The following is a 19,697-nucleotide window of genomic DNA, read 5'->3' on the forward strand; positions in this document are numbered from 1 at the left end:
CCTCGCTGGCGCGCGAAGCCGGCGCGCCGCTGGTCGTGCTCACGGCCGACCCGCTGGAAGCCCAGCGCCTGGCCGAGGAAATCCAGCTCTTCGCGCCCGGGCTGCGCGTGCGCCAGCTGCCCGACTGGGAAACCCTGCCCTACGACGCCTTTTCCCCGCACCAGGATCTGATCTCCGAGCGGCTGCACACGCTGCATTCGTTGATGGGCAAGACGGTCGACGTGCTCACGGTGCCCGTCACCACCGCGCTCTACCGGCTCGCGCCGCCCGCCTTCCTGGCCGCCTATACCTTTTCCTTCCGCCAGAAAGACCGCCTCGACGAAGCCGCGCTGCGCGCCCAGCTCACGCTGGCCAACTACACACACGTGACCCAGGTCACCGCGCCGGGCGAATTCTGCCTGCGCGGCGGCCTGATCGATCTTTTCCCCATGGGCTCGGCCGTGCCCTACCGGCTCGATCTCTTCGACGACGAAATCGAGACCATCCGCAGTTTCGACGTGGACACCCAGCGCAGCCTGTATCCGGTGCGCGAGGTCCAACTGCTGCCGGGGCGCGAGTTTCCCATGGACGAAGACTCGCGCAACCGCTTCCGGGCCCGCTTCCGCGAAGTGTTCGAGGGCGACCCGTCGCGCGCCGTGCCCTACCGCGACATCGGCAACGGCATCCCGTTCGCCGGGGTCGAGTACTACCTGCCGCTCTTCTTCGAGCAGACGGCCACGCTGTTCGACTACCTGGCGCCGGACACCATCACCGTCACCGCGGGCGACATCGACGACGCCGTGCAGCGTTTCGCGCAGGACACGGCCAGCCGCTACAACTTCCTGAAAGCCGACCGCGAGCGGCCCGTGCTGCCGCCGTCGGAACTGTTCCTCGACGCCGAGACCCTGTATGCGGGGCTCAAGGGCTTCCGCCGCCTGGCGCTCTCGGCCGATCAGCCGCACCCGGATTTCCGCCCCGCGCCCGACGTGAGCGTGGCCCGGCGCGCCGAAGACCCCATCGCCGCGGCTGCGCGCGCTGCTCGCGCGCGCCGACATGCGCGTCCTGCTCTGCGCCGATTCGGCGGGCCGCCGTGAGACCGTGGTGCAGATGCTGCACGAATTCGGCGTGACGCCGGACGCCCAGCCCGACGCCATCGAGACCTTTCTCGCTTCGGACGCGCGCTTCGGCGTGGCCGCCGCGCCGCTGACGGCGGGCTTCGTCCTGCCGCAGGCCGGCCTGGCCTTTCTCACGGAAAACGACCTCTACCCCGGCCTGGCGGCCACCGGCCGCCGCGGCAAGCGGGCCCAGGAACGCGCCAGCAACGTGGAGGCCATGGTCCGCGACCTGTCCGAGCTGCGCGCCGGCGACCCGGTGGTGCATGCGCAGCACGGCATCGGCCGCTACCACGGCCTGGTCAATATGGACATGGGCGAAGGCGAGATGGAGTTCCTGCATCTCGAATACGCCAACGGCAGCACGCTCTACGTGCCCGTATCGCAGTTGCACGTCATCGCGCGCTACAGCGGCGCCGACCCCGAGGCCGCGCCCCTGCACCAGCTCGGCTCCGGCCAGTGGGACAAGGCGCGCCGCAAGGCCGCCAGGCAGGTGCGCGACACCGCCGCGGAGCTGCTGGCGCTCTACGCGCAGCGCGCGGCCCGCGAAGGCTATGCCTTCAAGCTGCCGCTCAACGACTACGAGGCCTTCGCCGAGGGATTCGGCTTCGAGGAAACCGCCGACCAGGCCGCCGCCATCGAAGCCGTGATCTCCGACATGACCTCCGGCCGCCCCATGGACCGCCTGGTCTGCGGCGACGTGGGCTTCGGCAAGACCGAGGTGGCGCTGCGCGCCGCCTTCCTGGCGGTGGCCAACGGCAAGCAGGTCGCCCTGCTCTGTCCCACCACCCTGCTGGCCGAGCAGCATGCGCAGACCTTCTCCGACCGCTTCGCCGACTGGCCGGTGCGCGTGGTGGAGCTCTCGCGCTTCCGCTCCTCCAAGGAAGTGGCCGCCGCCATCGAAGGCATCAACGACGGCCGGGTGGACATCGTCATCGGCACGCACAAGGTGCTGTCCAAGGACGTGAAGTTCAAGCGGCTGGGGCTGGTCATCATCGACGAGGAGCACCGCTTCGGCGTGCGCCAGAAAGAAGCGCTGAAAGCGCTGCGCGCCGAAGTGGACGTGCTCACCCTGACGGCCACGCCCATTCCGCGCACGCTGGGCATGTCGCTCGAAGGCATACGCGATTTCTCCGTCATCGCCACCGCGCCGCAGAAGCGCCTGGCCATCAAGACCTTCGTGCGGCGCGAAGACGGCAGCACCATCCGCGAGGCGCTGCTGCGCGAACTCAAGCGCGGCGGGCAGGCGTACTTTCTGCACAACGAGGTGGAAACCATCCATAACCGGCGCGCGCGGCTCGAAGAACTGGTGCCCGAGGCCCGCATCGCCGTGGCGCACGGCCAGATGCCAGAGCGCGAGCTGGAACAGGTCATGAAAGGCTTCTACCAGCAGCGCTACAACGTGCTGTTGTGCACCACCATCATCGAAACCGGCATCGACGTTCCCAGCGCCAACACCATCGTCATCCATCGCGCCGACCGCTTCGGCCTGGCGCAGCTGCACCAGTTGCGCGGCCGCGTGGGACGCTCGCACCACCAGGCCTACGCCTACCTGCTCACGCCCGGCGAAGACGCCATCACCGCCAACGCCAAGAAGCGGCTGGAAGCCATCCAGGCCATGGAAGAGCTCGGTTCCGGCTTCTACCTGGCCATGCACGACCTCGAAATCCGCGGCACCGGCGAAGTGCTGGGCGACGCGCAGTCGGGCAACATCCAGGAAGTCGGCTTCTCCATGTACAACGAAATGCTCAACGAAGCCGTGCGCGCGCTGCGCGCGGGCGAAGAGCCCGACATGGACGCGCCCTTCAACCTGGCCTGCGAAGTCAATCTGCACGCGCCGGCCCTGCTGCCGTCGGACTACTGCGCCGACGTGCATGCCCGGCTCGGCATCTACAAGCGCCTGGCGCATGCGGCCGACGAGGACGACCTGATCCAGATCCAGGAAGAACTGATCGACCGCTTCGGCAAGCTGCCCGAGCCCGCCCAGACCCTGCTGGCCACGCACCGCCTGCGCCTGCAGGCCCAGCCGCTGGGCGTGATCAAGATCGACGCCAGCGAATCCCAGGCGCTGCTGCAGTTCGGCCCCAAGACCTCCGTGGAGCCGGCCCGCATCATCGAACTGGTCCAGCGCCAGCGCCACATTCGCCTTGCCGGGCAGGACAAGCTGCGCGCCGAGATCAAGGCTCCGCAGGTGGCGGCGCGCGCCGACGCCGTGCGCGCCGTGCTGCGCGCGCTCAAATGAATCCCGCCCCTACTCACCGGAACCCTATGACTACCCACCATCTCGTCGTCCAATCGCCCGGCCTCACGCTGGAACACGCGGAACAGCTCGCCGCCCTGGCCCAGGCCCAGGGCGTGGCCCGCATCAGCGCCACCGCCGCCCGGCTGCTCGACGTGCAGTACGATGATGCCACGCGCGCCGAGGTCGCCGCCTGGGCCGACAGCCGGGGCGTGGACACGGCATTCGTGCCGGCCGGACTCAGGCTGGCCGACTGCAAAGTGCTGGCCATGGACATGGATTCCACGCTCATCAACATCGAGTGCATCGACGAGATCGCCGGCGTGGCGGGCCTGAAAGACCAGGTGGCGGCCATTACCGAGGCCGCCATGCGCGGCGAGATCAAGGATTTCTCCGAAAGCCTGCGCCGGCGCGTGGCCCTGCTGCGCGGCGTGCCCGCCGGCGCGCTCGAACAGGTCTACACGGAAAAACTGCGCCTGAACCCCGGCGCCGAAACCCTGGTCGCCACGGCCCGGGCGGCCGGCATCAAGGTGCTGCTGGTTTCCGGCGGATTCACCTTCTTCACCGAGCGGCTGCGCGAACGCCTCAAGCTCGACGCCGCGCACGCCAACACCCTGGAAATCAAAAACGGCGTGCTCACCGGCCAGGTACTGGGCGACATTCTCGACGGCGACGCCAAGGCCCGGCACCTGCGCGAGTTCGCGGCCCTGCACGGCGCCGCCCCGTCGCAGATCATCGCCCTGGGCGACGGCGCCAACGACCTCAAGATGCTGTCGCTGGCGGGCTTTCCGGTCGCCTACCACGCCAAGCCCCTGGTGCGGCAGCAGACCCGTTACGCGCTGAACGTGTGCGGCCTGGACGGCGTGCTCAACTGGTTCGAAAGCTGAATCCGGCCTGGCGTCAGCGCGCGCCGCGCGCGAACGCCAGCAGCACACCGAAGCCGATCAGCACCGCGCCGAAGACGCGGTCGATGCGCTGGCGGGCCGCCGCCAGCCGCCCGCGCACCGCGCGCGCCGAGAAGCAGAGCGCGACCAGGCTGAACCAGGCAATGTGCGCGGCCGCGATGAAAAGCCCGTAGCCGACCTGCACCGGCAACGCGGTCTGCGGCCCCACCGCCTGCAGGAACAGGCTCACGATGAACACGGTGCATTTGGGGTTGAGCGCGTTGGTCAGGAAGCCCATGCGCAGCGCCGCCGCATCCGAGAGCGCCGCAGGCGCGTCGGAGGAGTCCGGAGCCGCCACCGGCGACGGAGCGCGCCACATCTTCGCGCCCAGCCACACCAGATAGACGGCGCCCGCCAGTTTCACGGCGTCGAACAGCCAGAGCGACTGGCGGATCAACAGGCCCACGCCCAGCAGGGTATAGCCCACGTGCACCAGTACGCCCAGACCGATGCCCAGCGCCGTCAACACCCCTGCGCGGCGTGAGCGCGTGAGGCTGTTGCGCGTGACCATCGCGAAATCGGGGCCGGGGCTCACCACGGCAAAAAGGGTAATGGTGATTACAGCTAACAGTTCAGTCATGGCGCGCCAGGCTGGAAAATCGTGAAATTCCGTGTAGATTAATGGCGCTGCTTTCCGCTGAAAAACGATGATTTCTGACAAACATCGTGAGCTGGGCTCACCATTGCAAAATACCCGGCTGCCCTCGTTGCTGGCCCTGCGCTGTTTCGAGGCGGCCGCTCGCCTGGAGAATTTCACCCGGGCGGCCGAATCGCTGCACCTGACGCATGGCGCGGTCAGCCGCGCGATCCGCCTGCTGGAAGACGACCTGGGCGTGCCGCTTTTCGAGCGGCGCAACCGGCGGGTGAAGCTGACGGAGGCGGGCCGCTCGCTCGCACGGGCCGTCAGCCAGGGGCTTGCGCTCATGCGCGAGTCGGTGGCCGAATTGCGCGCCCGCTCGCGGCAGCCGCGCCGCTGGGTGCTTTCCTGCGAGCCCACGCTGCTGATGCGCTGGCTGATCCCGCGTTGGCCCGACTTCCAGGCCCGCCACCCGGGCATGGAGGTGCACCTGGTGGCCGGCGGCGGGCCGTTCAGCTTCGACGATGGACTAGACCTGGCGATCCGGCGCGACGATTTCCCCTGGCCCGCCGGCTACCACGCCGAGGCCCTGTTCCCGGAGCGCGTCGGCCCGGTCTGCCGTCCGGACCGGTTCAACGACTGGTTCGAAACGACGGCTGGCGGCACGCGGCTGCGCGCTGGCGCGCTGCTGCTGCATACGCGCACCCGCCCCGATGCGTGGCGCGACTGGGCCGCGGGCCGCACGGCCCTGCCCGGGTCGCGCGGCCAGGTTTTCGATCATTTCTACTTCAGCCTGCAGGCGGCCGTGGCGGGCCTGGGCGTGGCCATAGGCCCGTGGCAGCTCGTGCGCGACGATCTCGCCTCCGGCGTGCTGGCGGCCCCCATGGGTTTCGAGCCCGATGGCTCGCGGTATGTCCTGCTCTCGCCGGCCGCGCCGGCGCCGGGTTCGCCGCATGCGGACCTGCTGGCCTGGCTGCGGCTCGCTGCCTGAACGGTGGTTGGCCCGCCGTGCGGGCTGGCCACACTTCGGACGGACGAAGAAAAGCCGCGCATTCCGCCGCAGCCCGTCTTACCCCCTGCCCGCGGGCGCGAACCCGGTCAGAGCTCGGTCCACTCGCGCAGCAGGTTGTGATAGCAGTTGGTGAGCGTGAGGGTCTGCTCGGTTTCGCCCAGCTGGTTGCGCAGCGACTGGATGGTCTGGTCCAGCTCGAACAACATCTGGCGGCGGCCATGCTCGCGCACCATGCTCTGGATCCAGAAAAAAGAGGCGATGCGCGCGCCGCGCGTCACCGGCGTAACGCAGTGCAGGCTGTTGGCCGGATAGAGCACCATGTCGCCCGCCGGCAACTTGACCAGGTGTTCGCCGTAGGTGTCCCGGACCACCAGTTCGCCCCCGTCGTAATCGTCCGGTTCGCACAGGAACAGCGTGGCCGAAAGATCTGTGCGCAGCCAGCCCGGCGAGGCAGGATGGCTGCGCACCGCGCCGTCCACATGAAAACCGTAGGTTTCCGACGATTCGTAGCGGTTGAACAGCGGCGGCACGGTGCGCAGCGGCAGCGCGGCCGCGAAATAGGTAGGGTTGCGCGCCAGCGCGCGCAGCACCATCTCGCCGAGCTCGCGGGCCTGCGCGGACGTCTCGTCCACCTGCCGGTTGCGCTTCACCGCCGCGCCCTGGGTGCCGACGGTGGCGCGCCCGTCCACCCACGGCGCGGCATCGAGCCGCCGCCGCATTTCCTGCACTTCGTCCCGGGACAGAACCTCGGGAATATGTAGCATCATGGGACACCTGCCGAAAAGACGAGCCGCCGATGAAAGCGCCGGCATGGCATGCCTGGCGTCCCATCGGCGGGCCTCGACGAACGCGCGGGGCGCTCAGAAGTGAATGTTGGCCGTCAGCAGCACGGTGCGGGGCGCACCGGGGAAGTAACGGTAGCCGCTCTTGTTGATCGCGGCGACGTAATCCTTGTTGAACAGATTGTAGACGTTGAACTGCAGGTCGAAGTTCTTGTTCACGGTGTAGCCGGCCATGGCGTCGAACACCCAATACGAGCGCACGTAGTTCGGCGTGCCCACCGCGCCATCGGTGCCGCGATGCAGCGTGCCCACGTACCGCGCGCCGCCGCCCAGGCGGAAGCCGTTGGGCAGCTGGTAGGTCGTCCACATCGAGAACGCATGGCGCGGCGTGTAGGTCAGGTTGTTCGAGCCGTCGTTGGCGACATTGGAACCCTCTTCCACGGTCGCGTGCTGGATGGTGTAGCCCGCGCTGGCCGACCAGTTGTCGGTGATCTGGCCGCTGGCGCTCAGTTCCAGGCCCTGCACGCGCTTCTTGCCGGTCTGGCTGTAGGTGCCGTCGGACTCGGCCTGCACCTCATTGGTGACTTCCGTGCGGAACAGCGCGGCGCCCACCAGCAGCTGGCGGTCGAACAGCTCCCACTTGGTGCCCAGCTCGGCCGTCTTGGCCTTCTGCGGCGCGAAGTCCACGCGGTTCGCGCTGTTGCCGGACGTGGCCAGCTGGAAGTTGGAGCCGCCCGGAGGCTGCTGCGACACGGCGTAGTTGACGTACACGTTGCCGTTGGGCGCCACGCGGTACAGCGTGCCCAGTTTCCAGTCCACCAGGTTTCCGGAAATACGCTCGTCCACCGTGGTGATGGGCGTGCCGGTCGGCGCGCCGTTGCACGGCACCGGGTTGCGGCCCGTGCCGCCGCAGGCGGTGGCGCTGTTATAGCTGGTGCGGTAGTGGTCGTAGCGGATGCCGCCGTTCACCTGCCACTTGTCCGTCACATCGATCGTGTCGAACGCGTAGACGGCGAACGTATCGGTCTTGCCATACGAATTAGCGCCGTTGTCCTCGATGCTGCCCACGCTGATGCTGTTGTCCGGGTCGTAGATGCTGACCGGCGGCATCGACGGCGAAGTCTGGCCATAGCTCTTCTGCGTTTCGCGCGTGAACTCGAAGCCCGCGCTCAGATCGTGCTTGAGCGAACCCGTGCTGAACTTGCTGGTGAGGTTGGTCTGGTTGGTGAAGATGCGATTGCTGATGTTCTTCAGGTTGGGCGTGCGCGTCATGAGCCAGGTCGACGGATCGGACGGATCGCCGATCGTCAGGTTGCTGGCGCCCGCCATGAACGAGGTCAGCAGGTAATCCTGCTTGGTGCGCGACCAGCGCGTCACGTTGCGCAGGGTCGTGTTCGCGTTGAAATCGTGTTCCAGGCGCAGCGTCGCCATGTCGGTGGTCGAATAATCGTGGTCCGACTGCGTGCCGTAGAAATTGTTGGTGTCAACCTTGTCCGCGTCGGCCATGTAGCCGTAGGCGGCGCCCGGCGGCTGGTAGCCCGGCAGGCCGATCGTCACCACGCCGCCGTCGGGCACGTTGTTCTGCTTGACGTGCAGGAAGTCGATGTACGCGCGGTTCGGAGTGCCCAGACCGAAGGCCAGCGACGGCGCCACGCCCCAGCGGTTGTTTTCCACCTGATCGCGGCCGGCGGCGTCCGACTTCAGGCCCATCATGTTCAGGCGGAACGCCGAAGTCTCGCCCAGGGTCTGGTTCCAGTCGAGCGTGGAGCGCTTGTAGCGCGCGCTGCCGATGCCGACGCTGGCGTCGAAACTATCCTCCAGCTTGGGCTGCTTGGTCACCAGGTTGATGGAGCCGCTGGGCGCGCTGCGTCCGTAATCCGAACCCGACGGCCCCTTGATGACTTCGACCTGCCCGATGTTGAACATGTCGCGGTGCACGGTGGAAGTGTCGCGGATGCCGTCCACGTAGATGCTGTTCGAGGTGTCGAAGCCGCGCATGTAGATGGCGTCGCCCGTGGACGTGTTGCCGTTCTCGCCGGCGTAGAACGTGCCCGCGCCCGCCACGTTGCGCAGCGCGTCGGTCAGCGTCGTGGCCTGCTGGTCTTTCATGAGCTGCTCGGTCACCACCTGCACGGTCTGCGTGGTGTCCACCAGCGGCTGCGTGAACTTGGGCGATCCGAGATGGTTGGCCTTGTACGGATTGGCGTCGTCGCCGATGACCTTTACCGGCGACAGCGTGCTCACGTCGCCGGGAGCCGTCTGGGCGACGGCAGCCGTGGGCTGGCCCAGGATGAGCGTGGCCAACACGGAGGCGGCGGCGCCGCCCGCAAGGCTGCCAGCGCCGGCCGGGCGTACCGGTGCGCATTTTCGGTTTTTGATGTATTGCATCTTGGCAATGAGTCTTATAAGCGTTGATAAATGGAAGGCGGCTTCTGCTTGCTGACTGGCTTCCCCCACACCCTGTTTCCAGGTGCGGATGAGATCATAAATAAGAATTATTTACGCAAATCTGAACGCAATCTGAATATGTTGTTTTTTGGCGGCTTGACGGGCAATTCCGCCCGCTGTCCACGGCGGCCGGGCATCCTCACAACCTGACTATTTCCTGAATTTTTAGCCTGAAGGCGGCCCGTCCTGCCGAAACGCCGCCTGTCACGCTAGCAGTGGAACGATCTCGAAAGCCTGTTCTCATACTTTGGCAGCCATCCATCCGTATCGGCATTCCGGGCTACGTAAAAATAAAAAAAGCCCCTTTGCGGGGCTTTCGGAATGCGGCGCCGTCGTTCAGATCCGGGGCCTGGGATGGCGTTTGAACAGATATCGGTACACGAAGCCGGGATACGCCAGCACCAGGTACAGGCTCAGCGTGATGGCGTAAAACTCCCAGGTCTGGGAAAAACGGTTGCCGAGCGCCGATTCAAAGGCAAAACCCAGCGCGCCGACGATGAGGTAGAACACCAGGACTTCGACCAGCCGCAGCCAGAACGGCTTGGCGGCGGGCTGCCCTGCCCGCTTCCACGGCAGCACCGCGAAAACGCGTTCCGTGAGGAACGGCAGGTTCGCGCTGACCAGGGCCAGCGCGATGAGCAGCCACACCGCCAGGGTCTGGTTCATGCCCCGCTCAGAATTTCAGCGAATTCTGGATCACCTGCTCGCACACGGCCATCAGGCCGCCGGGCACGATGCCCAGGATGAGGATCAGGGCGCCGTTGATCGACAGCACGCCGCGCTGGCCGCAGGTGGCCGCGACGGGGGCGGCGTCGGCCGCCGGCTCGTCGAAGTACACCGTCTTCACCACGCGCAGGTAGTAGAACGCGCCGATCAGCGAGAACACCACCGCGATCACGGCCAGCGTGACGTGGCCGGCGTTGACCAGGGCCTGCAGCACGGCCAGCTTGGCGTAGAAGCCGACCAGCGGCGGAATGCCCGCCAGCGAGAACATCAGCAGCAGCACGATGGCGGCGTGCCATGGGCTGCGGCGGTTCAGGCCCTTGAGATCGTCGATCTGTTCGCACTCGAAGCCCTGGCGCGAAAGCAGCAGCACGATGCCGAAGCTGCCCAGGGTGGTGAGCACGTAGGTGATCATGTAGAACAGCGAGGCGCCGTACGCCGCGGCGGCGGCGTCGGGTTTGCCCGCCACGGAGCCCGACATCAGGCCCAGGAGCACGAAGCCCATGTGCGAGATGGTCGAATAGGCCAGCATGCGCTTGAAGTTCGATTGCGCGATGGCGGTCAGGTTGCCGATGGCCAGCGACAGCACCGCCAGGATCATCAGCATGGGCTGCCAGTCGCCGGCCAGGCCGTGCAGGCCATCGACCAGCAGGCGCAGCGTGATGGCGAAGGCCGCCAGCTTGGGCGCGGCGCCCAGGATGAGCGTGACGGCGGTGGGAGAACCCTGATAGACGTCGGGCACCCACATGTGGAAGGGCACGGCGCCCAGCTTGAAGGCCAGGCCGGCAACCAGGAACACCACGCCGAACACCAGCGCCAGCTGCTGCGCCTTGCCTTCGGCGATGACGCGGGCCACTTCAGCCAGGTCGAGGTGGCCGGTGGCGCCGTACACCATCGACATGCCATAGAGCAGGAAACCCGAAGCCAGCGCGCCCAGCACGAAGTACTTCATGGCGGCCTCGGTGGCCACCACGTTGTCGCGGCGCAGCGCGATGAGCGCGTACAGCGCCAGCGACATCAGCTCCAGGCCGAGGTAGATGGAAATCAGGTTGCCGGCCGAGATCATGACCATCTGGCCCAGCAGCGCGAGCAGGGTCAGCACGTACAGTTCGCCGCCGCGCATCATGTCGCGGACCTGCGCATAGACGCGGCCGTAGATCAGCGTGACCGCCACGGCGATGTAGGACGAGATCTTGAGCAGGTGCGACAGGCCGTCGGCGACGTACAGGCCGTTGAAGGTCTTGCCCGCCACGCCCGAGCTCCATTGCACGGCCGACACCACAGTGAGCACGACCAGCGACAGGATCGTGAGCCAGAACGTGGGCTTGCGCTCCGGATGGGTGCTGACCGCGTCGACGAGCAGGATAGCCAGGCCGAAAACCAGCGCGAGGATTTCCGGTGCCGCCAGAGCGAAATCGATTTGGGATTGCATCATTGTCTTGTCTTACAGTTTCGAGACGGCAACGTGTTGCAGCAGGGCCTCGACCGACACGTGCATCACGTCGGTAAAGGGCTTGGGATAGATCCCCATGTACAGCACGGCGATCGCCATCACGCCAAGAATCAGGAACTCGCGGCGGTTGATGTCCAGCAGGTCGCGCACGTGCTCGTTGGCCACGTCGCCCAGCACCACGCGCTTCACCATCCAGAGCGAATACGATGCGCCCAGGATCAGGGCGGTGGCCGCCAGCAGGCCGATCCAGAAGTTGTGCTCGACCGCGCCCATGATGACCATGAACTCGCCCACGAAGCCGCTGGTGGCCGGCAGGCCGCTGTTGGCCATCGAGAACAGGATGAAGAAGGTGGCGAAGCGCGGCATCGTGTTGACCACGCCGCCGTAGTCGGCGATGAGGCGCGAGTGCATGCGGTCATAGAGCACGCCGATGCACATGAACATGGCGCCCGACACGAAGCCGTGGGAAATCATCTGCACGATCGCGCCTTCGACGCCGGCCGTGTTGAAGATGAAGAAGCCCAGGGTCACGAAGCCCATGTGCGCCACCGACGAATAGGCCACAAGCTTCTTCATGTCGTCCTGCACGATGGCGACCAGGCCGATGTAGATCACGGCGATCAGCGACAGCGTGATCATCAGGCCGGCCAGGCTGTGCGAGGCGTCGGGCGTGATCGGCAGCGAGAAGCGCAGGAAACCGTAGGCGCCCAGCTTCAGCATGATCGCGGCCAGCACGATGGAGCCGCCCGTGGGCGCCTCGACGTGCGCGTCCGGAAGCCAGGTATGCACCGGCCACATCGGCACCTTCACGGCGAAGGCCGCCAGCAGCGCCACGAAGATAAGGATCTGCGGCGTGTAGCCCAGCTTGGTCTGCTGCCAGGTCAGGATGTCGAACGAACCGCCCGACACGTTCCACAGGTAGATGAACGCCACCAGCGTGAGCAGCGAGCCCATCAGCGTGTACAGGAAGAACTTGAACGCCGCATACACGCGGTTCGGGCCGCCCCACACCCCGATGATGATGTACATCGGGATCAGCGTGGCTTCGAAGAACACGTAGAACAGCATGCCGTCCAGCGCGGCGAACACGCCCACCATCAGTCCCGACAGGATCAGGAAGGCGGCCATGTACTGCGCCACGCGGCTGGTGATGACTTCCCAGCCGGCCAGCACCACGATGATGGTGATGAACGCGGTCAGGAGCACGAACCACAGCGAAATGCCGTCCACGCCCAGGTGGTAGTTGACGTTGAAGGATTCGATCCAGGACGTCTTTTCCACGAACTGCATGGCGGCCGTGGAGGGGTCGAATTCCGTGTAGACCGGAATGGTGACCAGGAAGCCCGCGATCGAGCCGATCAGCGACAGGCCGCGCGTGAGGCCGGGACGGTCGTCGCGGCCCACCGCCAGCACCAGCAGGCCGAATACGATCGGAACAAAGATCGCAAGCGTAAGCCAGGGGAAAGTGTTGGATGCCATCTCGCTTGCCATCATTGGGGAATCAGCACAAAGAAAGTCACCAGCGCCATGATGCCGACGATCATCGCGAACGCGTAGTGATAGATGAAGCCGGACTGCAGGTGGCGGCTGATCGCGGCCACCCAGCCCACCACGCGGGCGCTGCCGTTGATCAGCAGGCCGTCGATGATGCCGCGGTCGCCCGTCTGCCACAGGCCGCGGCCCAGGCAGCGCGCGCCGCGCGCGATGATCTGCTCATTGATCCAGTCGACGTAGTACTTGTTCTCGAGCAGCTTGTTCAGCCCGGACAGGCTGGACTTGATCGCGGCCGGGACCTTGGGATTGATGAGGTAGCAGTACCAGGCGATGACCGCGCCGGCCACCACCAGCCAGAACGGCAGCGTCTGGAAGGCGTGCATGCCGAAGGCGACCCAGCCGTGCCATTCCTCGTGCAGCTCGTGCATGGCCGGATGCTGCGGCAGCACGGCGATGACGCCGTCGAAGAACTTGCCGAACAGCATGGGATCCACCACCCAGGCGCCGATGACGACCGAGGGAATGGCCAGCAGCACCAGCGGCACCGTCACCACCCAGGGCGACTCGTGCGGCGCGCCGCCGTGCTGCCCATGGCCGTCCGGCTCCTCGTCGACGTCGGCGGCGTGATGATGCTCATGGGCGTGGCCGCTGGCGTCGAAGCGTTCCTTGCCATGGAAGACCAGGAAGTACAGGCGGAACGAATACAGCGAGGTCACGAACACGCCGATCAGCGTGGCGTAGTAGGCGAAGCTGGCGCCCCAGACGTGGGCGGCGCCGGCGGCCTCGATGATGTGTTCCTTCGAGTAGAAGCCCGAGAAGAACGGCGTGCCGACCAGGGCCAGCGTGCCCAGCAGGAAGGTGATCCAGGTGATGGGCATGTACTTGCGCAGGCCGCCCATGTTGCGGATGTCCTGGTCGTGGTGCATGCCGATGATGACCGAGCCCGCGCCCAGGAACAGCAGCGCCTTGAAGAAGGCATGGGTCATCAGGTGGAAGATCGCCACCGAGTAGGCCGAGGCGCCCAGCGCGACGGTCATGTAGCCCAGCTGCGACAGCGTGGAATACGCCACCACGCGCTTGATGTCGTTCTGGATGATGCCCAGGATGCCCAGGAACAGCGCGCCGATCGCGCCGATCACGATGATGAAGGACAGCGCCGTGTCCGACAGCTCGAAGAGCGGCGAGAAGCGCGCGACCATGAAGATGCCGGCCGTCACCATGGTGGCGGCGTGGATCAGCGCGGAGATCGGGGTCGGGCCTTCCATGGAATCGGGCAGCCAGGCATGCAGCGGCACCTGGGCCGATTTGCCCATGGCGCCGATGAAGAGGCAGATGCAGGCCACGGTCAGCAGCATCCAGTCAGAGCCGGGCAGCGTCAGCTTGGCCAGCTTGTCGGCCTGGGAGAACACGTCGCCGTAGTGCATCGAACCGGCGTAGGCGAACAGCAGGCCGATGCCCAGCACGAAGCCGAAGTCGCCCACGCGGTTGATCAGGAACGCCTTCATGTTGGCGAAGATCGCCGTGGGACGGGTGTACCAGAAGCCGATCAGCAGGTACGACACCAGGCCCACCGCTTCCCAGCCGAAGAACAGCTGCACCATGTTGTTCGACATCACCAGCATCAGCATGGAGAACGTGAACAGCGAGATGTAGGCGAAGAAGCGCTGGTAGCCGGGATCGTCGGCCATGTAGCCGATGGTGTAGATGTGCACCATCAGCGACACCGAAGTCACCACGACCATCATCATGGCCGACAGCGGATCGATCAGGAAGCCGATTTCCAGCTTGGTCTGGCCGATCAGGCTCCAGGTGTAGACCGCGCCGTCGAAGCGCAGGCCGTTGAGCACGTCGCCCAGCACCACCACCGAACCGATGGTGGAGATGAGCACGCCCAGGATGGTGATCAGGTGGGCGCCGCGGCGGCCGATCGGACGGCCCAGGAATCCGGTGCCGAAGAGGCCCGCGAGGATTGCCCCGGCCAGCGGCGCCAGCGCGATGAGCAGGTAGAGATTGGGTGAGCTAGACATTTTCTTCCAATACCCCGTCAGCCCTTCAGGCGATCGAGTTCGTCAACGTTGATCGTGTTCAGGTTGCGGAACAGCAGCACCAGGATGGCCAGGCCGATCGCCGCCTCGGCGGCGGCCACGGTCAGGATGAAGAACACGAACACCTGGCCGGCGGTGTCGCCGAACCAGCTGGAAAACGCCACGAAGTTCATGTTGACGGCCAGGAGCACGAGCTCGATGGACATCAGCAGGATGATCAGGTTGCGGCGGTTCAGGAAGATGCCGAAGATGCCGATGGCGAACAGGATCGCCCCCAGGATCAGGTAGTGGGCCAGCGTCAGCGTCATTGTTTTTCTCCTTCGGGCGCGGCAGCAGCGGTGGCGGCGCCGTTCCGGGCCTGGGCGCGCTCGCTCTGGGCGGGCATGCTCACCATGCGGAAACGGTCTTTGGCGCGGACGCGGACGGCGGCCACGGGGTCGTTGTATTTGGCGTCGCGGCGGCGGCGCAGCGTCAGGGCGATGGCGGCCACCATGCCCACCAGCAGCAGGGCGGCGCCGACTTCAACGGCGTACACGTACTGGGTGTACATGGCCTCGCCCAGCGCGCGGGCGTTGTTGTAGTCGCCGGCCACGGGCGCCTGCGGACCCGCGCCATACCAGGTGCTGCCCAGCACGAAGGCCATTTCCACCACCATGACGAGGCCGATGACCAGGCCCAGCGGCAGATAGGTCTTCATGCCATGGCGCAGGGTATCCATGCGGATGTCCAGCATCATGACCACGAAGAGGAAGAGCACCATCACGGCGCCCACGTAGACCAGCACCAGCAGCAGCGCGAGGAATTCCGCGCCCAGCAGCATCCAGATCATGGCGGCGTTGGCGAAGGCCAGGATGAGATGCAGCACCGCGGTGACCGGGCTGCGCGCGGTAATCACGCGGAAGGCCGCGATGACCAGCACGGCAGCCAGTATGTAGAACAGTACAGTGGTAAAAGTCATGGATCGGACCCTGGGCGTCAACGGTAGGGAGCGTCTTCGGCCCGGCGGCGGGCGATTTCGGCTTCGTAGCGGTCGCCCACGGCGAGCAGCATGTCTTTGGTGAAATACAGGTCGCCGCGCTTTTCGCCGTGGTATTCGTGGATATGGGTTTCCACGATGGAGTCCACGGGGCAGCTTTCCTCACAGAAGCCGCAGAAAATGCACTTGGTGAGGTCGATGTCGTAGCGCGTGGTGCGGCGGGTGCCGTCTTCGCGCTGGTCCGACTCGATGGTGATCGCCAGCGCCGGGCACACGGCCTCGCACAGCTTGCACGCGATGCAGCGCTCTTCCCCGTTGGGGTAGCGGCGCAGCGCGTGCAGGCCGCGGAACCGCGGCGACGCGGGCGTCTTTTCCTGCGGGTAGCGCAAGGTGACCTTGCGCTTGAAGAAATACTTGCCCGTCAGGCGCATGCCCTTGAGCAACTCGGTCAGCATCAGGCTGCCGAAGAAATCCTTGATCGCTTCCATATCCTGCCTCTGCCTGGCGGCTTAGCGCCAAATATTCCAGGGCGTCTGCATCCAGATCGCCACGATAACCAGCCACACGCCGGTCAGCGGGATGAAGATCTTCCAACCCAAGCGCATGATCTGGTCGTAGCGGTAGCGCGGGAACGACGCACGGAACCACACGAACAACGAGACCACGCAGAACGTCTTGAGACCCAGCCAGAGCCAACCCGGGATCCAGGTCAGCGGGGCGATGTCGAGCGGAGGCATCCAGCCGCCCAGGAACATGATCGAGGCCATGCACGAGAGCAGGATCATGTTGGCGTACTCGCCCAGGAAGAACAGGGCGAAGGCCATGCCCGAGTACTCGACCATGTGGCCGGCCACGATTTCCGATTCGCCTTCCACCACGTCGAACGGGTGGCGGTTGGTTTCGGCCACGGCCGAGATCACGTAGATGACGAAGAGCGGCAGCAGCGGCAGCCAGTTCCAGGAAAGGAACGAAATGCCCTTGTCGGCGAACCAGCCGCGGCTCTGGCCGAGCACGATCTCGCTCATGTTGAGGCTGCCCGACACCAGCAGCACCGTCACCAGCACGAAGCCGATGGCCAGTTCGTACGACACCATCTGCGCCGAGGCGCGCAGCGCGCCCAGGAAGGCGTACTTGGAGTTCGAGGCCCAGCCGGCCACGATGACGCCGTAGACGCCGATGGAGGTGATGGCCATGACGTACAAGAGGCCCGCGTTGACGTTGGCCAGCACGATTTCGGGACCGAACGGCACCACGGCCCAGGCGGCCAGCGCCGGCATCAGCGTGACCACCGGCGCCACGACGAACAGCACCTTGTTGGCCTCGCTGGGAACCACGACTTCCTTGGTCAGCAGCTTGAACACGTCGGCGAACGGCTGCAGCAGCCCGCGGAAACCCACGCGGTTCGGACCCATGCGCACGTGCATGAAACCGATCATCTTGCGTTCCCAGTACGTCAGGTAGGCCACGCACAGGATGATGGGCACGGCAATGACGACAATCTTGATGATGGTCCAGAGAACCATCCAGACGGTCGGGCCCAGCAAGGCCTGACCGTGGCTCTCCAAAACATTAAGCCATTCCATCAGGCACGCTCCACGCTGAGTTGACCGAATGCGCCACCCAGGGCCACGGTGTTTTCAAAGGCGGCGGAGATGCGCACGGCGCGGTCGGCCACGGCATCGTCCTGCACGGTTTCGAGTTCGACGGCGCCCTGCGCGCCCGCGACGCGCACCTTGACGCCGGCCGTCAGGCCCAGCGTGGCGAGCGTGCGGCCGTTCATGCGGGCCGTCGGCGGCTTGGAAGCCGTCGTCGCCTGCAGCGGCTCCGAGCGGCGCACCATGGCATCGCTGCGGTAGATGGGCACGTCGGCCACGCGCTCCAGGCCGGAGACGGTCTGCCCCAGGCCCAGCGGCGCCTTGATCTCGTTGGAGAGACGGCTTTCGACGCCGCCGGCCAGCACCGCGTCGCGCACGGACTCGGAAGTCTCGTCGTCGAAGCCGGCCAGGTGCAGCACGTTGCCCAGCACGCGCAGCACCTTCCAGGCCGGACGGGTCTGGCCGTAGGGCGCCACCGTGCCCTTGAAGCTCTGAGGCAGGCCCTGCGCGTTGACGAAGGTGCCGGAGGTTTCGGTGAACGGGGACACCGGCAGCATCACGTCCGCCCATTCGGCCGCGGCCGAACGGTAGGGCGTGAGCGCCACGGCGAATTGCGCGCCGCGCAACGCGGCCAGCGCCTGCTGGCCGTTGTCGGCGTCGAGCAGCGGCTCGGCGTGCAGCACGACGTAGGCCTTGAGCGGCTCGGCCAGCATGGCGGCGGCGGTCTTGCCGCCCTTGCCCGGCACGGCGCCGGCCAGGTAGCCGCCCACCGTGTTGCCGCCCGCGGTCAGGAAGCCGAATTTGCCGCCCGCCAGGCCAGCCACGCAACGGCCGTTGGCGGCCAGCGTGGACGCCTGCGGCGAGGCCACGGCCATGTTGCCCATGAGCACGGCGGTGTTCGTGCCCGAGGCCAGGCTGGCCGCGATGATCTTGGCGTTCTCGCCCGGCGTGACCGAGGCGAACTCGGCCGGCACGGCCTGTTCCTTGGCCTGGGCCAGGGCCACGGCCACTTCGGCCAGGGCGCGCGGCAGCTCGGACGGCGCCACGGTGATGCGGCCGGCGACCGGCAGCAGCGGATCGTCGGCGGCGCTGTCCACCATGAGCACCTGCGTGCCGCGCTTGGCGGCCTGACGCAGGCGCTGGGCCATCAGGGGGTGATCCTTGCGCAGGAACGAACCCACGATGAGCACGCGGTCGAGGTTGCCGAGCTCGGCGATGGGCATGCCCAGCCACGGCGCGCCGGCCAGCGCGGCGTCGAAACCGGGGTCGGTCTGGCGCAGGCGGAAATCGATGTTCTCGGAACCCAGCGCGCGGACCAGGCGGCCCAGCAGCGCGTATTCCTCGGTGGTGGCGTACTCGGAAGCCAGGGCGCCGATCTGGCCGGCGCCGAAGCTGTCGCGCACGCGGGACAGGCCCTGCGCCACGGCCTGCAGCGCGTCGGCCCAGGAGGCTTCCTGCCACTGTCCGTCGGCGCCCTTGATCATCGGGGCGGACAGGCGGTCTTCGCTGTTCAGGCCTTCATAGGAGAAGCGGTCGCGGTCGCTGATCCAGCATTCGTTGATGGCTTCGTCTTCGAACGGCACCACGCGCATGACGCGGTCGCCCTTGACCTGGACGATGAGGTTCGCGCCCAGGCTGTCGTGCGGGCTGACCGAGCGGCGGCGCGCCAGCTCCCAGGTGCGGGCGCTGTAGCGGAACGGCTTGGAGGTCAGCGCGCCCACCGGACAGATGTCGATCATGTTGCCCGAGAGCTCGGACTCGATGGAGCGGCCCACGAAGGACGTGATCTCGGAGTGCTCGCCCCGGTTCAGCATGCCCAGTTCCATGATGCCGCCGATTTCCTGGCCGAAGCGCACGCAGCGGGTGCAGTGGATGCAGCGGCTCATTTCCTCGGCCGATACCAGCGGGCCCAGGTCCTTGTGGAACACCACGCGCTTCTCTTCCGTGTAGCGCGAAGAGGAGCCGCCATAGCCCACGGCCAGATCCTGCAGCTGGCACTCGCCGCCCTGATCGCAGATCGGGCAGTCGAGGGGGTGATTGATCAGCAGGAATTCCATCACCGACTTCTGGGCGGCGCGCGCCTTCTCGGAGCAGGTGTGGACGACCATGCCGTTGGTTACGGGCGTGGCGCAGGCGGGCAGCGCCTTGGGCGCCTTTTCCACTTCAACCAGGCACATGCGGCAGTTGGCCGCGATGGACAGTTTCTTGTGGTAGCAGAAATGCGGCACGTAAAGCCCGATCTTCTGGGCCGCATGCATGACCATGCTGCCTTCGGGCACTTCGACCTTGTTGCCGTCGACGGTTAGTTCAACCATTGC

The 19,697-nt window shown here is 66.4% G+C and carries 14 protein-coding genes and 1 pseudogene; 3 read left to right on the forward strand and 12 right to left on the reverse strand.

Annotation, left to right across the window (positions count from 1 at the left end):
- A pseudogene (gene mfd / locus AD428_RS04805) lies at window positions 1-3,333 on the forward strand (transcription-repair coupling factor); the annotation flags it as partial.
- Window positions 3,334-3,359: 26 nt separating this feature from the next.
- Window positions 3,360-4,217 carry a phosphoserine phosphatase SerB gene (gene serB / locus AD428_RS04810; protein ID WP_053244367.1) on the forward strand — a complete coding sequence of 286 codons (858 nt, stop codon included), beginning with the start codon at window positions 3,360-3,362 and terminating at the stop codon, window positions 4,215-4,217.
- A 13-nt stretch (window positions 4,218-4,230) separates the two neighbouring features.
- On the opposite strand, the gene AD428_RS04815 is transcribed toward serB, so the two are convergent.
- The gene (locus tag AD428_RS04815; RefSeq protein ID WP_053244368.1) at window positions 4,231-4,854 is read right to left on the reverse strand and encodes a LysE family transporter; all 624 of its coding nucleotides are present in this window, start codon (window positions 4,852-4,854) and stop codon (window positions 4,231-4,233) included.
- A 67-nt stretch (window positions 4,855-4,921) separates the two neighbouring features.
- On the opposite strand from AD428_RS04815, the gene AD428_RS04820 reads away from it, so the two are divergent.
- Window positions 4,922-5,842 carry a LysR family transcriptional regulator gene (locus AD428_RS04820; protein WP_053244369.1) on the forward strand — a complete coding sequence of 307 codons (921 nt, stop codon included), beginning with the start codon at window positions 4,922-4,924 and terminating at the stop codon, window positions 5,840-5,842.
- Between the two features lie 107 nt (window positions 5,843-5,949).
- Here the strand turns inward: AD428_RS04820 and AD428_RS04825 are convergent, their stop codons facing one another.
- The 11 genes from AD428_RS04825 to nuoG form a co-directional block, all read right to left on the reverse strand.
- Window positions 5,950-6,630 carry a Fe2+-dependent dioxygenase gene (locus AD428_RS04825; RefSeq protein WP_053244370.1) on the reverse strand — a complete coding sequence of 227 codons (681 nt, stop codon included), beginning with the start codon at window positions 6,628-6,630 and terminating at the stop codon, window positions 5,950-5,952.
- Window positions 6,631-6,723: 93 nt separating this feature from the next.
- Entirely contained in the window at window positions 6,724-9,033 is a 2,310-nt protein-coding gene (locus tag AD428_RS04830) for a catecholate siderophore receptor Fiu (protein WP_053244371.1), read from the reverse strand.
- 396 nt (window positions 9,034-9,429) lie between these two features.
- Entirely contained in the window at window positions 9,430-9,759 is a 330-nt protein-coding gene (locus tag AD428_RS04835) for a DUF2818 family protein (RefSeq protein WP_053244372.1), read from the reverse strand.
- 7 nt (window positions 9,760-9,766) lie between these two features.
- Complete coding sequence (nuoN, locus tag AD428_RS04840; RefSeq protein ID WP_053244373.1) at window positions 9,767-11,251, reverse strand: NADH-quinone oxidoreductase subunit NuoN; 1,485 nt, start codon at window positions 11,249-11,251, stop codon at window positions 9,767-9,769.
- Window positions 11,252-11,260: 9 nt separating this feature from the next.
- Window positions 11,261-12,763, reverse strand: a complete 1,503-nt coding sequence (locus AD428_RS04845; protein WP_053244374.1) for an NADH-quinone oxidoreductase subunit M — start codon at window positions 12,761-12,763, stop codon at window positions 11,261-11,263.
- Window positions 12,760-14,790 (reverse strand): NADH-quinone oxidoreductase subunit L, encoded by a 2,031-nt coding sequence (gene nuoL, locus AD428_RS04850; RefSeq protein ID WP_053244375.1) that lies wholly within the window; start codon window positions 14,788-14,790, stop codon window positions 12,760-12,762. The genes AD428_RS04845 and nuoL overlap by 4 nt, the downstream gene beginning before the upstream one ends.
- Before the next feature lie 17 nt (window positions 14,791-14,807).
- Complete coding sequence (nuoK, locus tag AD428_RS04855) at window positions 14,808-15,116, reverse strand: NADH-quinone oxidoreductase subunit NuoK (protein ID WP_006217969.1); 309 nt, start codon at window positions 15,114-15,116, stop codon at window positions 14,808-14,810.
- Window positions 15,113-15,766: an NADH-quinone oxidoreductase subunit J gene (locus AD428_RS04860; RefSeq protein WP_053244376.1), complete on the reverse strand. Its 654-nt coding sequence runs from the start codon at window positions 15,764-15,766 to the stop codon at window positions 15,113-15,115. Before AD428_RS04860 ends, nuoK begins: the two co-directional genes overlap by 4 nt.
- 17 nt (window positions 15,767-15,783) lie before the next feature.
- A complete protein-coding gene (gene nuoI / locus AD428_RS04865; RefSeq protein ID WP_053244377.1) occupies window positions 15,784-16,272 on the reverse strand; it encodes an NADH-quinone oxidoreductase subunit NuoI in 489 nt (162 codons plus the stop codon).
- A 21-nt stretch (window positions 16,273-16,293) separates the two neighbouring features.
- Window positions 16,294-17,367: an NADH-quinone oxidoreductase subunit NuoH gene (gene nuoH, locus AD428_RS04870; RefSeq protein ID WP_053244378.1), complete on the reverse strand. Its 1,074-nt coding sequence runs from the start codon at window positions 17,365-17,367 to the stop codon at window positions 16,294-16,296.
- Window positions 17,367-19,694 carry an NADH-quinone oxidoreductase subunit NuoG gene (gene nuoG / locus AD428_RS04875; RefSeq protein ID WP_053244379.1) on the reverse strand — a complete coding sequence of 776 codons (2,328 nt, stop codon included), beginning with the start codon at window positions 19,692-19,694 and terminating at the stop codon, window positions 17,367-17,369. The genes nuoH and nuoG overlap by 1 nt, the downstream gene beginning before the upstream one ends.
- Window positions 19,695-19,697: the final 3 nt, after the last annotated feature.

The sequence above is a fragment of the Achromobacter sp. DMS1 genome, from assembly GCF_001270295.1.